Below are 13,444 nucleotides of genomic sequence, written 5' to 3'. Positions count from 1 at the left end.
GGCTCCGGCAGGACGTTGGGCGCGGGCTCGGGCGCGACGACGGGCGCCGGCTGCGGCTCGGGCATGAGCTCGGGCTCCGGCTCGAGGGCGGGCTCCGGCACCACGACCGGCGCCGGCGCGACGACCGGCTCCGCGGGTGCCGTCGACTGCGGGGCCGCGGCGGCTCCGAACGCCCCCCGGCGACGGCCCTCCACGGGGACGAAGGCCGCCACGTTCGGGTGCGGGAACTCGACGTGGTCGGTGTCGAGTTCGCAGAACTCGCCGATGATCGGCGCGACGGCACCGCCCCCTGCGGCGAGCGCCGGGGCGAGCAGGGCCGGGGCGACGACGGCGTGGTCGACGTCGTGCACGGTCGCCGCATCGTCCGACTCCGGTCGCGTGGGATCGACGTCGAGGACGGGCACCGGCACCTCGGAGCGGGCGGGCACCTCGCGGGGCGTCCGCTCCTGCTTGAAGGCGGCGGCGCGGGGTCGGGAGAGGTCGGGGACGAAATCGGCGACCGCGGGGTTCGGGAACTCGATCGCGTCGGCGTCGAGCTCGCACGTCTCACCCAGGACGGGCGCGGGCACCTCGAAGACGGGGAGGTCGCGGGGCGGCACGGGCTCCGCCGGTCGGGGCGGCACGACAATCCTGTGGGCAGAGCCGTCGCGGTGGTCCGGCTCCGAGCGATCCGGTTCGGCATCGACCCCGGGGCGCACGAAGGAGAGCAGACGCCGGGCCGCGGTCGTCGCGCGCGCCATCAGCGCACGCTCCGTCCGTGCTCGTTCCGTCGTCCGAGGGTCATGACTCCTCTTCGGAGCCCCCTGGTCGATCGGCTTGGTCCGTCGTGCGCTGCGGAAGCGCGTCCCCACCTGTGCATGGGCACAGTCTTCCGGTGCAATGGCGCGAAACGAAACGCTGGGGGCGTGCGCGTCCCGCGTGTCGCCTCCTCCGCTCGACCCCGTGCGGGGGTGCGCCGAACCGGTGCGGCCGGGATGATCGGGGGATGGACCTCCCGTTCCCGCTCCCGATCGCCCCCATGCTCGCCAAGGCGGTCGCCGCCGTCCCCGCGCAGGACAGCGTCGCGGGCGGCTTCTCCTACGAGCCCAAGTGGGACGGATTCCGCGCGATCGTCTCGATCGCCGCCGGCGTCGTCGAGATCGGCAGCCGCGGCTCCAAGCCGCTGACGCGCTACTTCCCCGAGCTGGTCGAGGCACTCGGCCGCCTCCTCCCCGACGGCTGCGTCGTCGACGGCGAGATCGTGCTGGCGACCGGGCCCGACGGCGCGCAGCGGCTCGACTGGGACCTCCTCTCGCAGCGCATCCACCCCGCGGCGAGCAGGGTCCGCACCCTCTCGGCCGAGACTCCTGCGATGCTCGTCGCCTTCGACCTCCTGGCCGTCGGCGGGCGCTCGCTGCTCGAGGAGCCGTACTCGGCGCGGCGCGCCGCGCTGGCCGACCTGCTCGACGGCGTGCCGCATCCGCTCCACCTCGGACGCACCACCTCCGACGAGGCGCTGGCCCGCGACTGGCTCGACCGCTTCGAGGGCGCGGGCCTCGACGGAGTGATCGCCAAGCCGCTGGGTGCCCCGTACGCCCCGGGGAAGCGCACGATGCTCAAGGTGAAGCACCACCGCACGGCTGACGTCGTCGCGATCGGGTACCGCGAGCACACGTCCAAGCCCGGTGTCGGGTCCCTGCTCCTGGGCCTCGTCGACTCCGACGGCGAGCTGCGGCAGGTCGGGGGCGCCTCCGCCTTCACCGATGCCCGCCGGCTCGAGCTCGTCGAGGAGCTCGCCGACGCGGTGGAGCGCGACGAGGCCGGTGAGCCCGTGCGCGGCGACGGCGAGCGGAGCCGTTTCTCCAGCGGCAGGGACACGTCCTTCGTCCGCCTGCAGCCGATCCGCGTGCTCGAGGTCCGCTACGACCAGCGCGAGGGCGACCGGTTCCGGCACACGGTCCAGTTCGAGCGCTGGCGGCCGGACCGGGATGCGCGCTCGTGCACCTTCGAGCAGCTCGAGCAGCCCGTGGCGTACGACCTGCAGGACGTGCTGGGCTGAGCCTCAGTCGGCCGCCTTCTTCGCGCGGCTGGGCTGCACGCGGGGCGGCTCCCCCGGCATCTTCGGGAAGTCGGGCGGGAAGGGCAGCTCGCCGAGCCCGGCCGAGACGTCCCGATCCCACCACCCGAGCAGCGTCTCGAGCGTCCCCGGCGCGTCGTGCATGCGCGCCCACGGGTCGCCCGTCTCGCGGAGGCGGTCGGGCACGGTCCGGATCGTGAACGTCGTCGGATCGACACCGTCGAGCTCGTCCCACTCCACGGGGCAGGAGACCGGCGCGTGCGGCAGCGGGCGGGGGCTGTAGGCGCCGGCGATCGTGCGGTCGCGGTTCGCCTGGTTGAAGTCGACGAAGAGGCGCTCGCCGCGCTCCTCCTTCCACCAGGCGGTGGTGACGTCCCGGGGCATCCGGCGCTCCAGCTCGCGGGCGGCGGCGATCACCGCGTGCCGGACCACCAGGAACTCGTGCTCGGGCACGATCGGCGCGAACACGTGCAGACCCCGGTTGCCGGAGGTCTTGACGAACGGCTCGAGCCCGGCCTCGCGGAGGACCTCGCGGAGCACGTGCGCGGCGCGGACCGCCTCGGCGACTCCGGTGCCCGGCTGCGGGTCGAGATCGATCCGCAGCTGGTCGGGGTGGTCGGAGTCCTCGGCGCGCGAGGCCCACGGGTGGAAGACGAGCGTGTTCATCTGCGCGGCCCAGACCGCGACGGCCGGCTCGTCGATCACGAGCTGCGGATGCACGCGGCCGCTCGGGTAGGTCACCGGCACCGAGCGCACGTACTCGGGCGCGCCCTTCGGCGGATTCTTGGAGAAGAACTGCTCGCCGTCGATCCCGGAGGAGAAGCGCTGCAGCGAGATCGGCCGGTCGCCGTTGGCCGCCACGAACGCATCGCCCACCGCGATCAGGTACTCGGCGACCTCGCGCTTCGTGATGCCCGGCTCCGGGTAGAGGACCCGGTCGGGGCTCGAGAGCCGCACCTCCCGATCGCCGTGCGGTCCGGGGACGGTGAGGACGACGGCGTCTCGAGGCATCCCCCCACGCTAGCCCGCGGCGCCGCCCGGCGACAGGGGACCGCCCGGGCGGCGGCGGAGGCGGATCGGCCCCTTCGCGCGGGAGGGATCGACGACCTGCCCGCCCTGGACGATGTCGATCTCGCCGCGGTCGACGAGTCGGCGCGCGGCCCGGCGCACCGGCTCCATCAGGGGGCGCCAGTCCTCGCCGCCGACCTTCCGGGCCACCTCGGACGGGCAGGCGGTCGAGGACGCCGCCCGGGCGAGCAGGACCGTGCGGATCTCGTCCTCCAGCCGCGCCTCCTCCGGCCCCACGCCGCGGCGGCGGCAGGCGTCGGAGCAGTACTTCACGTCCTCCCAGTCGCGCGCCCACTTCGCGCGCCACTGGATCTCGCGCCCGCAGGAGGCGCAGGTCTTGCTCTCGGGGCGGGCGGAGGACTCGCGGACGCGGTGGGCCATGCTCCGAGTCTGCGCGGGCATCCGATCCTGTGCCACCGGTTGCGGGATGCCGAGGGGACCTGCAGGAGCCGGTGTCATACTCCGCAATGCGGCCCAGCGCCCCCGGTCGGTACGACAGGCTGGAGGGACCGTGCTGCGGCACGAAGGCGGGCCGTCCCGGTCGCCGCGCCGCACCCCGAACGATCAGGAGTCTCCGATGAGCCGTGAGAACCTCGCCACCACCTCCGACGCCGACGCCGGCGGGCACCACCGCGCCGCCTTCGCCGGCCTGTCGCCGGAGGAGTTCAAGCTCGCGTTCCGCAATCACGCCGCCGGCGTCGCCCTGATCACGGCCGACCCGGGCACGGGGCCGGTCGCCCTGACCGCGACGTCCGTGTTCTCGGTGAGCGCCGAACCCCCGCTCTTCGTCTTCTCGCTGTCCGCCGCGTCCTCGAGCACGCCCGCGATCCGCGCCTCCGAGACGCTCGTCGTGCACCTGCTGGGCGCGCAGCAGCTCGATCTCGCCCGCCTGGGCTCGACGAGCGGCATCGACCGCTTCGCCGACACGTCGCTCTGGTCGCGACTGCCCACCGGCGAGCCGTACTTCCCGGCCGCCGCGGCGTGGATCCGGGGCACCGTCATCAACCGCATGGAGGCGGGCTCGTCGACCATCGTCGCGGTGCACGCCCTCGAGGCGCACGTGCCGGAGGACTCGGACGCCGCGGCTCCGCTCGTCTACCACAACCGAACCTGGCACCACCTCGGCGAGCACTCGCGTCTGGGCTGACGCCCGGAACGTGCGCAGCGGCCGTCCTCGGTGTCCGAGGGCGGCCGCTTCCGCGTTCCCAGGCGCGCGGGAGCTCGGCGGGGAGCGGTCGCGGCCGACGACGATCGCCGCCGACCGCTCCCGAGCGAGGTCCTGAGCTCAGTCCGCGCCGACGGCGACCGGCCGGCCGGGAGTGCTCGACCACTGCGACCACGAGCCCGGGAACAGCCGCGGCTCGAAGCCCGCGAGGGTCAGCGCGACGGCGTCGGCCGCGGCCGTCACTCCGGAGCCGCAGTAGACGCCGACGGGCGCCTCGGCGGTGACGCCCAGGGACTCGAAGCGGGCGCGCAGCTCGTCGGCCGGGAGGAAGCGGCCGCTCTCGTCGACGTTCGACGTCGCCGGTGCGTTGCGGGCGCCCGGGATGTGCCCCGCGCGCGGATCGATCGGCTCGACCTCGCCGCGGAAGCGCTCGGGCGCGCGGGCGTCCAGCAGCACGCCGCGCTCGGGCAGGGCGGCGGCGTCGTCGATGCCGAGCACGGGCAGAGCCCCGTAGCGCAGCTCCACGTCCCCCTCCGGATGCGCGACCGGTCCGGTCTCGAGGGAGCGGCCCGAGGCGGTCCAGGCGCGGAGGGACCCGTCGAGCAAACGCACGTCGGCGACTCCGGCGTAGCGGAGCAGCCACCAGGCGCGGGCGGCCGAGAGGTTCTTCAGGTCGTCGTAGACGACGACGGGCTGCCCCTGCCGCAGGCCCCAGCGGCGGGCCGCCTCCTGCAGCCGCTCGACGGAGGGCAGCGGATGCCTGCCCTCCGTCGGCTCGCCGTGCTGAGCCAGATCGTGGTCGAGATCGACGTAGACGGCACCCGGCACGTGGCCCTCGAGGAACGCGGGACGCCCGTCGGGGCGGTCGAGCCGCCAGCGCACGTCGAGGACGAGCGGCGGGGCGGGCGACGCCAGGGCCGCCGCCAGCTCGTCGGGAGTGACGAGGACGGTGCTGCGGGCGGGGATGTCGGTCATGACGGTCCTTTCGAGGTGCGCGCTCACAGCGCGGTTCCGGGATTCAGGATGCCCTGCGGATCGAAGACCCGCCGCACCGCGCGCTGCAGGGCGACGACCTCGGGGCCGAGCTCGCGGCGGGCCCATCCACGCTTGAGCACCCCCACCCCGTGCTCGCCGCTGACGGTGCCGCCGAGCTCGAGGGCGAGGGCGAACACCGCGTCGGCGGCCGCTTCCGCCTGCAGACGGGCGGCCTCGGAGTCGTCGCGGAGTCGGATGATCGGGTGCAGGTTGCCGTCGCCCGCGTGGGCGAAGACGTACACGTCGGCGCCGGTGCCCGCCGCGATCGCGTGCACCCGCCGGATCGCCTCGGCGAGCCTTGACCGCGGCACGGCGATGTCCTCGATGAGGACCCGCCCGCGCGCCTCGATCGCGGGGAGGGCGTCGCGGCGGGCCGAGGCGAGGGCGAGACCCTCCGCGGGGTCGAGCGTCGTCTCGACGCTCCGCGCGGTGGCGGCGAGGACGGAGCGGACGGCCTCCATCTCCTCCGCCGCTCCGAAGCCGTCGGTCTGCACCAGCAGGAAGGCGCCGCCGCGCAGGGCGAGGCCGGTGCCGCGCAGCGCGTCGATGGCCTCGAGCGTGCGGTCGTCGACGAGCTCGAGGACGCTGGGCCGGAGCCCCGCCCGTGCGAGGGCGGTCGCGGCCTCGGCGCCGGCGGCGACGTCGGTGAAGTAGGCGGCGGCGGTGGCCGTGGAGCGGGGCCGCGGGAGCAGACGGAGCGTGGCGCCGACGATCACGCCCAGACTCCCCTCCGACCCCACGACCAGCGCGGTGAGGTCGAGACCGACGACGCCCTTCAGGGTGTCGCGGCCGAGGTGCACGAGCGAGCCGTCGGCGAGGACCACGTCCAGGGCGAGCACGGCGTCGCGGGTGACGCCGTACTTCGCCCCGCGGAGACCGCCGGCGTTGGTCGCGATGGTGCCGCCGATCGTCGAGATCTCGACGCTGCCGGGGTCGGGGGCGTAGGTGAGCCCGTGCTCGGCCGCCGCACGGTCGAGGTCGGCGGTGATCACTCCGGGCTCGACGCGCGCGATCTGGTCGACGGGGTCGATCGAGAGGATGCGGTCCAGACCCGAGACGTCGAGCACCAGGGCCCCCTCCCCCGCGCTGGCTCCGCCGGCGAGTCCGGAGGCCGCGCCGCGGGTCACGACGGGGATCCCGTTCGCCGAGGCGTGCGCGAGCGCCGCGCGCACCTCGTCGACCGAGCGGGCGCGGACGACGCCCGCCGGCGCTCCGCCCGGGGACCAGCCCGAGCGGTCGGCGCGGACCACCGCCACGTCGACGGCGCTCACGCTCCGGCCCGCACGACGATCGGCGCCCCCTCGGGCGAGGCCTTCACCCGCTCGAGGAACAGCACGACGGTCGCGGCGACGGAGCGGTGCGACACATCGTTGAGGACGTCGTGGCGTCCGCCCGCGACGCGGTGGATCTCGGCGCGCGGGGCGCTCCGGAGCACCGCGACGGCCTCGTCGAGCGGACTGACGGGGTCGGCGTCGCCGTGCAGCGCCAGCAGCGGCGCCCGGACGGCGCTCGCCGCGACCGCGAGCAGCTCGGGCGGGAGGACGGCGGTGGGAGCGGAGCCGGTCTCGCGCTCGAGCACGCCCGCATGGTTCGGGCAGGCCGTGCGGTCGCCGACGGCCGCACCCCCGGAGCGGACCGGCAGCCCCGCGACCACGACGGCGTCGACCTCCGCGGTGGCGGCGATCTCGAGGGCGACCGCCGCCCCGGCGTCGGACCCGACGAGCACGACGGGGGCGACGAGGGAGCGGTCGGCGAGCAGGACTCGTGCGGCGTCGGCCGCGCCCGCGGCACTCGCGTCGCCCAGGACGCGGACCCGGTAGGCGTCGCGGGCGAGGCGCGTGCCGAAGCGCTCGTAGACGGCCGGAGTCTCGCCGCGGCCGGCGAGGACGACGAGCGTGCCGCGCGGGGCGATCCCGTCGGGCTCGTCGAAGGCGAGGACGGGCGCGGGCCCGGTGGTGGCGGTGGTGGCGGTCATGCGGTGACCCTCTCGGGAGGTGCGGGGACGGGATCGAGGAGCTCGGCGAGCGCGAGCGGGGCGTGGACCGCCTCCGCTCCGCGCAGGCCGAGCAGGTGCTGGAGGCGCTCGTTGAGCGGAGCGGCGACCCCGGTGCGCCGCGCGAGCAGCACGATCTCCCCGGTCAGCAGGTCGACCTCGCTGCCGGTTCCGCGGGCGAAGCTCTGCCAGGTCGAGAGGCGGCCGGGGACGTGACCGGGGACGGGCTCGACGACGAGGCGGGCGCCGTCGTCCTCGGCGATCGCGCGGCCATCGGCGAGCAGCACGGCCCGCGCCTCCGCGGCGAGCGCGGTGCGGGCGCGAGCCCGCTCGTCGTCGCTCCCGGCGAAGAGGTCGAGGCCGTTCGCGGTGTTGACGATCAGCTTCCGCGCCTTCCAGGCGCTGATGTCGGGCACGGCGCGCGCGGCGAACCCGGCGCTGCCCAGGAGCGCGGCGTACTCCTCGGCACGCGGGTCGGCCGCGTCCGGGTACCGCCCGATCCAGAGGACGCCGACGGTCGGGAACGACGGCGAGACGACCTCGCCCGGTGCGAGGAAGCTCGCGGCGATCCCGATCGAGACGCCGAAGACGTCGCGGAAGCGGCGCAGCGCCGCGTCCTCGGCCGCGAGACCGTTCTGCAGGGTGAGCACGGGGAGCTCCGCCCCCGCGCCACCTCCCTCCAGCGGCGTCCAGGCCCATTCGGCGAGCGCCGCCTCGGCGTCCTGCGCCTTGACCGCGAGCACGAGCACGTCGTCGCGGGTGGGAGCGACCTCCTCCGGGCCCGAAGCGACCGGGACCGCGACGATCTCGTCTCCGGAGGGACGGCGCAGCCTCAGCCCCCGGTCGCGGAGCGCCCGGAGCTGCTCGCCGCGGGCCACGAGGACGACGGCGTGCCCGGCGAGGTGCAGCTGGGCGGCGAGGACGGAGCCGACGGCACCGGCCCCGATGACGACGACGCGGCCGCTCATGCGACGGCTCCGACGCCCGGGACCGCGGCCAGGAGGGCACGGGTGTACTCCGCCTCGGGCGCGCCGAAGACGCGGGCGGTCGCGCCCGCCTCCTCCACGCGGCCCCGGTTCAGGACGACCACCTCGTGCGCCACCTCGGCGACGACGGCGAGGTCGTGCGAGACGAACAGGTACGCCACTCCGAGCTCCTGCTGCAGCTCGACGAGCAGGGCGAGGATCTGCGCCTGCACCGAGACGTCGAGGGCCGAGACCGGCTCGTCGAGCAGCACGAGATCGGGGGCGAGTGCGAGCGCGCGGGCGATCGCGACGCGCTGGCGCTGGCCGCCCGAGAGCTCGGCGGGCAGGCGCGGGAGGGACGAGGCCGGCAGGCCGACCCGGTCCAGCAGCTCCCTCGCGCGCTCGAGCCGCGAGGCCCGGTCGCCGACCCGGAAGGAGACGAGCGGCTCGATCACCGACTCGAGCACGGTGAAGCGCGGATCGAGGGCGGCGAACGGGTTCTGGTGCACGAGCTGGATGCGTCGACGCAGCGGTCGCCACTGCCGCTCGCGCGCTCCGGTCAGGTCGACTCCGTCCACGAGCACCCGACCGCTGGTCGGGGCGACGAGACCGAGGGCGACACGCAGCGCGGTGGTCTTGCCCGATCCGGACTCCCCCACCAGGGCGAGCGTGCGCCCGGCGCGGAGCGAGAAGGAGACGCCGTCGAGCGCGCGGAAGGCGGCGCGACGACCCGGCAGGGCGTACTCCTTCACCGCGTTCTCGATCCGGAGCACCTCGACAGCGGGCTCGACGTGCGCGAACCGCGGCACGATCGTGCCGCCGTGTCCGAGCCCGGGAGCGGCGGCGATCAGGGCGCGCGTGTACTCCTCGCGGGGAGCGACGAGGATCCGCTCGGGCGTCCCCTGCTCCACCACGCGGCCGGCACGCATCACGAGCACCCGGTCGGCGCGGTCCGCGGCGACGGCGAGGTCGTGGGTGATGATCAGGAGCGAGATGCCCTGCTCGCGGACCAGCGACTGCAGGTGGTCGAGGATCCGCTTCTGCACGGTCACGTCGAGGGCGGAGGTGGGCTCGTCGGCGATGATCAGCCGCGGCTTCCCGGCCAGGGCGATCGCGATGAGCGCGCGCTGGCGGAGGCCGCCCGAGAGCTCGTGCGGGTACTGCCGCGCGCGCAGGTCGGGATCGTCGATGCCCGCCTGCTCGAGCGCCTCGCGCACCTCGGCGGGCACGGAGCGGCGGTCGACTCCGCGCAGGCGCACGGCCTCGGCGACCTGGGCGCCGATCCGGAGCGTCGGGTTCAGCCCGACCATCGGGTCCTGCGGCACGAGGGCGACGACGCGCCCGCGCAGTCGGCGCAGCTGCTTCTCGGACGCCGCGGTGACGTCGGCTCCGCCGATCGTGATCGAGCCGCCCGTGACGCGCCCGTTCGCCGGCAGCAGCCCCAGCAGGGCGTTCGCCGTCGTCGACTTGCCCGACCCCGACTCCCCGACGACCGCCACGATCTCCCCGGGCGCGATCTCGAGCGACACGTCGTGCACGACCGGCTGCCCGTCGTACGCGACCGCCAGACGATCGAGACGGACCAGGACGCTCATCGCTGCACCTCCTCGACGGTCTTGGCGACATGGTTGAGCGAGAAGACGAGGAGTCCGACGAAGAGCCCGGGCAGGAGCGAGAGCCACGGGCTGGTCACGAGGTAGTTGCGCCCGGTCGAGATGAGGGTGCCCCACTCGGCGGCGGGCGGAGCGGCACCGAAGCCGAGGAAGCTCAGCGCGGCGACCGCGATGATCGCCGTGCCGAGGTCGAGGACGGCGAGGACCGCGACCGGGCCCCACGAGTTCGGCAGCACGTGCCGCACCAGCACCCGCAGGCGCGTCGCGCCGCCCGTGCGCGCCGCCTCCACGTAGGGCAGCGTCTTCACCCGGAGCACCTCGGCGCGCGTCGTCCGCGCGAAGCCGGGCAGGATGCCGATGCCGACCGCGAGGGCGACGGGCAGGGTCCCGAATCCGATCGCCGTGACGATCGCGAGGGCGAGCAGCAGCCCGGGAACGGCGAGCAGTACGTCGACCACGCGCATGATCACGGCGTCCACCACTCCGCCGGCGTAGCCCGCGACGACCCCGAGGGCGAGACCGCCGACGAGCGCGATCGCGAGCGCGATGACGGTCGCCTGGATCGTCAGGGCTCCGCCGTGCAGGACCCGGGAGAAGAGGTCGCGGCCGAGCTCGTCGGTGCCGAAGAGGTGCGCGGGGCCGGGCGCCAGCAGCTTGTCGGCCGGTGCGGTCGCGTAAGGGTCGTACGCGGAGAACAGCGCCGGGGCGATCGCCGAGAGCAGCACGAAGACCGCGAAGGCGAGGGCCGCGAGGAAGCCGGGGCGGCGCAGGAGGAGTCGGAGCGTCCTGCGCCGTCTCGCGCCCCGGCCGTGCGGGACGGCGACGGGAGCGGTCGCCGGAGCGGTCGTGACGACCGCCTCGGGCCGGGTGAGTTCGAGCGTCATGGTCGAGCCGCCTTCGGGGTGTGGGTGATGCGCGGATCCAGGAGCGGGTAGAGCAGGTCGACGATGAGGTTGATGCCCACGAAGACGGCGGCGGCGAGCACGACGATCGCCTGCACCACCGGCACGTCCTGGGTGAGCACCGACTCCTGGGCGAGGGTGCCGATGCCCTGCCGGGCGAAGATCGTCTCGGCCACGATCGCGCCGGTGACGGTGTTGCCCGCGAGCACGCCCAGGATCGTGAGGGTCGGCAGCGAGGCGTTGCGGAACGCGTGCCGCCACTGCACCGCCCCGCGGCCCAGGCCCTTGGCTCGCGCGGTCGTGATGTACGACTCCGCCTGCACGTCGGCGAAGCTGCGGGTGAGCACCTGGGCCAGCATCGCCGAGGTCGGGATCGCCATCGTGACCGCCGGCAGGATCAGGCCCGCGGGAGTCGCGCTGCCCGTGGAGGGCAGCAGGTGCAGCGTGAAGGCGAAGAACTGCACGAGCAGGAGTCCGATCCAGAAGCCGGGGAACGCGACCCCCGCCGACGGGAGCCGGCCGAGCACGACCTTCAGCGGCCGCCACTGGACGTACGCGGCGAGGTACGCGAGCGCGGTCCCGCCGATCAGGGCGAGGCCGATGGCGAGCGCGCTGAGCTGCAGGGTGCCCGGCAGCTTCTGGGCGATCAGCTCGGTGACCGGGATCCCCTTGGTGATCGAGGTCCCGAAGTCGCCGCGCAGCGCGTCCCCGAGCATGACCGCGTACTGCTGCCACACCGGCTGATCGAGGCCGTAGCGCGCCTGCGCCTCGGCGAGCTGCCGCGGAGAGAGGGAGTCGAGCTCGACGTTGTTCGCCGAGAGCAGCAGCGCGAGCGGATCGCTCGGCAGCAGCCAGAGCACCGCGAACGTGACGGTGTACGCGGCCCAGAGCACCAGCACGGCCTGGCCGATCCTCCCGGCGAGGTAGCGGCCGAGACCGGAGGGCGCCGAGCGCACCCCGGTCGCGGCCGGCGCCGCCTGGAGCGTCGTCATCGCTGGATCCACGCGTCGGCGAAGTCTCCGAACGACTCCGAGGTGAAGCGGAAGCCGTGCACGCTCGAGGACACACCCGCGAGCTGGACCCGCTCGGCGAAGGGCAGCACGAGCGCGTTCTCGATCAGGTACTCCTGCAGCTCGGCGTACACGGCGGCGCGCGCGGTCGGGTCGATCGTCTGCACGCCCTCGTCGAGCAGCGCCTGCACCTCGGTCGCCTGCTCGGGCGCGAAGTTGTTGAGCGCCTGCGCCTTCGAGCCGGCGACCCGCGCATCGACGATCCACTGGATCACTCCGGGATCGGCTCGCGTGTAGTAGGTCGAGATGAGGTCGTACTGCCCGCTGCCGAGCACCTCGGCGCGCTGCGCGTTGGTGATCACGTTCAGCTCGAGCTCGATGCCGACCTGCTTCAGCTGGTCCTGGATCAACTGGTCGCCCGCGCCGAACTGGGTCACGATCGGCACCGAGAGCGTGAGCCTCTCGCCGCCCTTGGATCGGTAGCCGTCCTCTCCGAGCACCCAGCCCGCCTCGTCGAGCAGCTCCGCGGCGCCGTCGGGGTCGAACGCCAGCGCGTCGGAGTGGTCCACGTAGTACGGGGTGGTCGTGTTGTAGATGCTGGTGACCGCCGGGTACCCGGCGCCGAAGACCGTCGAGGCGTAGGTCTCGCGGTCGATCGCCTTCTGCACGGCCTTGCGCACCCGCTCGTCCGAGAGGATCCGCCCCTCGGAGACGTTGGGGTAGTAGTCGCTCGCCGGACCGGGCAGCGCACGGCTCTCGACGGTGTCGCCTCCCCCGGTGATCACGGCCTGGTCGTTCTCGGAGATCGGGTTGCGCGGCCAGGCGATGTCGATCTCGTCGCTGGTCAGCTGGCCCACGCGCACGCTGTCCTCGGCGACGTAGCTGACGTCGATCCCGTCGAGGTGCGCCTCGCCCGTGTTCTCGCGCAGTGCCGAGCCCCACGCGTAGCCCTCGCGCCTGTCGAGGGTGATGCCGGTGCCCGGCGTGTAGCCGGTCAGGGTGAAGGGACCCGAGCCGACCACGTCCCCGAGGCAGCGCTCCTCCGGGGTCGCCTCGTACGAGGAGGCCGCGAGGATCGCGAGGTTCGTGGTCGACGTGCCCTGCAGGAAGGAGGCGTTGGGAGTGGAGAACCGCACCGTCGCCGTGTCGGCGTCGACGACGTCGGTGCCCGCGTAGCCGGCCAGGTACACGCCGCCGTAGGCCGAGGGCAGCTCGGCGAGCGTCGCCCGGGCGCTGTCGAACGCGGTCTTCACGCTCTCGGCGGTGAACGCCGTGCCGTCCGAGAACGTGACGTCGCCGCGCAGATCGAAGGTGTACTCGGTGCCGGCCTCGTTCACCGTCCAGTCGGTGGCGAGCCAGGGCCGGATCTCACCGGTCTCGGGATCCTGGTCGGTCAGGGAGTCGGCGATGTTGCGGATCACGGTGCGGTGCTCGATCCAGTAGGTCTGGAACGGGTCGACGCACGAGAACGCGGCGTTGTCCGGGAAGAAGGCGAGCCGGAGCCGGCCGCCGTCGACCGGGGTCGAGGAGTCGGCGCCGGTGCCCGCGCCGGACGCGCCCGAGCAGGCGGTGAGGGCGAGAGCCGAGGCGAGGACGAGCGCCGCGGCGCGGGATCGTCGGAAGGGTGCGGTCATGTC

General features: G+C 74.4%; 12 protein-coding genes and 1 pseudogene. 2 read left to right on the top strand and 11 right to left on the bottom strand.

All coding sequences use genetic code 11. From position 1 onward, the window contains the following. A pseudogene (locus tag NB037_RS10025) lies at positions 1–623 on the bottom strand (hypothetical protein); the annotation flags it as partial. A gap of 362 nt (positions 624–985) precedes the next feature. On the opposite strand from NB037_RS10025, the gene NB037_RS10020 reads away from it, so the two are divergent. Beyond that, complete coding sequence (locus NB037_RS10020; RefSeq protein WP_251945511.1) at positions 986–2,038, top strand: ATP-dependent DNA ligase; 1,053 nt, start codon at positions 986–988, stop codon at positions 2,036–2,038. Positions 2,039–2,041: 3 nt separating this feature from the next. Here the strand turns inward: NB037_RS10020 and ligD are convergent, their stop codons facing one another. Then, positions 2,042–3,067: a non-homologous end-joining DNA ligase gene (ligD, locus tag NB037_RS10015; protein WP_251945510.1), complete on the bottom strand. Its 1,026-nt coding sequence runs from the start codon at positions 3,065–3,067 to the stop codon at positions 2,042–2,044. Between the two features lie 9 nt (positions 3,068–3,076). Continuing rightward, positions 3,077–3,505, bottom strand: a complete 429-nt coding sequence (locus tag NB037_RS10010; RefSeq protein WP_251945509.1) for a DUF2256 and DUF3253 domain-containing protein — start codon at positions 3,503–3,505, stop codon at positions 3,077–3,079. A gap of 196 nt (positions 3,506–3,701) precedes the next feature. Here NB037_RS10010 and NB037_RS10005 point away from each other — a divergent pair, with 196 nt between their 5' ends. Beyond that, positions 3,702–4,271 (top strand): flavin reductase family protein, encoded by a 570-nt coding sequence (locus tag NB037_RS10005; RefSeq protein WP_251945508.1) that lies wholly within the window; start codon positions 3,702–3,704, stop codon positions 4,269–4,271. Positions 4,272–4,409: 138 nt separating this feature from the next. Here the strand turns inward: NB037_RS10005 and NB037_RS10000 are convergent, their stop codons facing one another. From NB037_RS10000 to NB037_RS09965, 8 genes are read right to left on the bottom strand one after another with little or no spacing between them, the layout of a single operon-like run. Further along, positions 4,410–5,264 (bottom strand): sulfurtransferase, encoded by an 855-nt coding sequence (locus tag NB037_RS10000; RefSeq protein ID WP_251945507.1) that lies wholly within the window; start codon positions 5,262–5,264, stop codon positions 4,410–4,412. A 23-nt stretch (positions 5,265–5,287) separates the two neighbouring features. Continuing rightward, on the bottom strand, positions 5,288–6,595 hold the full coding sequence (locus NB037_RS19875) for an FAD-binding oxidoreductase (RefSeq protein WP_251945506.1): 1,308 nt from the start codon (positions 6,593–6,595) through the stop codon (positions 5,288–5,290). After that, positions 6,592–7,299 (bottom strand): alpha/beta hydrolase, encoded by a 708-nt coding sequence (locus NB037_RS09990; protein ID WP_251945512.1) that lies wholly within the window; start codon positions 7,297–7,299, stop codon positions 6,592–6,594. Before NB037_RS09990 ends, NB037_RS19875 begins: the two co-directional genes overlap by 4 nt. Continuing rightward, positions 7,296–8,285: a ketopantoate reductase family protein gene (locus tag NB037_RS09985; RefSeq protein WP_279308770.1), complete on the bottom strand. Its 990-nt coding sequence runs from the start codon at positions 8,283–8,285 to the stop codon at positions 7,296–7,298. The genes NB037_RS09990 and NB037_RS09985 overlap by 4 nt, the downstream gene beginning before the upstream one ends. After that, on the bottom strand, positions 8,282–9,877 hold the full coding sequence (locus tag NB037_RS09980) for a dipeptide ABC transporter ATP-binding protein (protein WP_251945505.1): 1,596 nt from the start codon (positions 9,875–9,877) through the stop codon (positions 8,282–8,284). The genes NB037_RS09985 and NB037_RS09980 overlap by 4 nt, the downstream gene beginning before the upstream one ends. Then, positions 9,874–10,779 carry an ABC transporter permease gene (locus NB037_RS09975; RefSeq protein ID WP_251945504.1) on the bottom strand — a complete coding sequence of 302 codons (906 nt, stop codon included), beginning with the start codon at positions 10,777–10,779 and terminating at the stop codon, positions 9,874–9,876. The genes NB037_RS09980 and NB037_RS09975 overlap by 4 nt, the downstream gene beginning before the upstream one ends. Next, positions 10,776–11,789 (bottom strand): ABC transporter permease, encoded by a 1,014-nt coding sequence (locus NB037_RS09970; protein WP_251945503.1) that lies wholly within the window; start codon positions 11,787–11,789, stop codon positions 10,776–10,778. Before NB037_RS09970 ends, NB037_RS09975 begins: the two co-directional genes overlap by 4 nt. Next, positions 11,786–13,441: an ABC transporter substrate-binding protein gene (locus NB037_RS09965; protein ID WP_251945502.1), complete on the bottom strand. Its 1,656-nt coding sequence runs from the start codon at positions 13,439–13,441 to the stop codon at positions 11,786–11,788. Before NB037_RS09965 ends, NB037_RS09970 begins: the two co-directional genes overlap by 4 nt. Positions 13,442–13,444 lie beyond the last annotated feature (3 nt).

Origin of the sequence: Rathayibacter rubneri, from assembly GCF_023743255.1 — a bacterium.
GTDB lineage: Bacteria > Actinomycetota > Actinomycetes > Actinomycetales > Microbacteriaceae > Rathayibacter > Rathayibacter rubneri.
The sequence above is the reverse complement of the archived record's forward strand: the minus strand, read 5'-3'. Positions and strand labels throughout refer to the sequence as shown.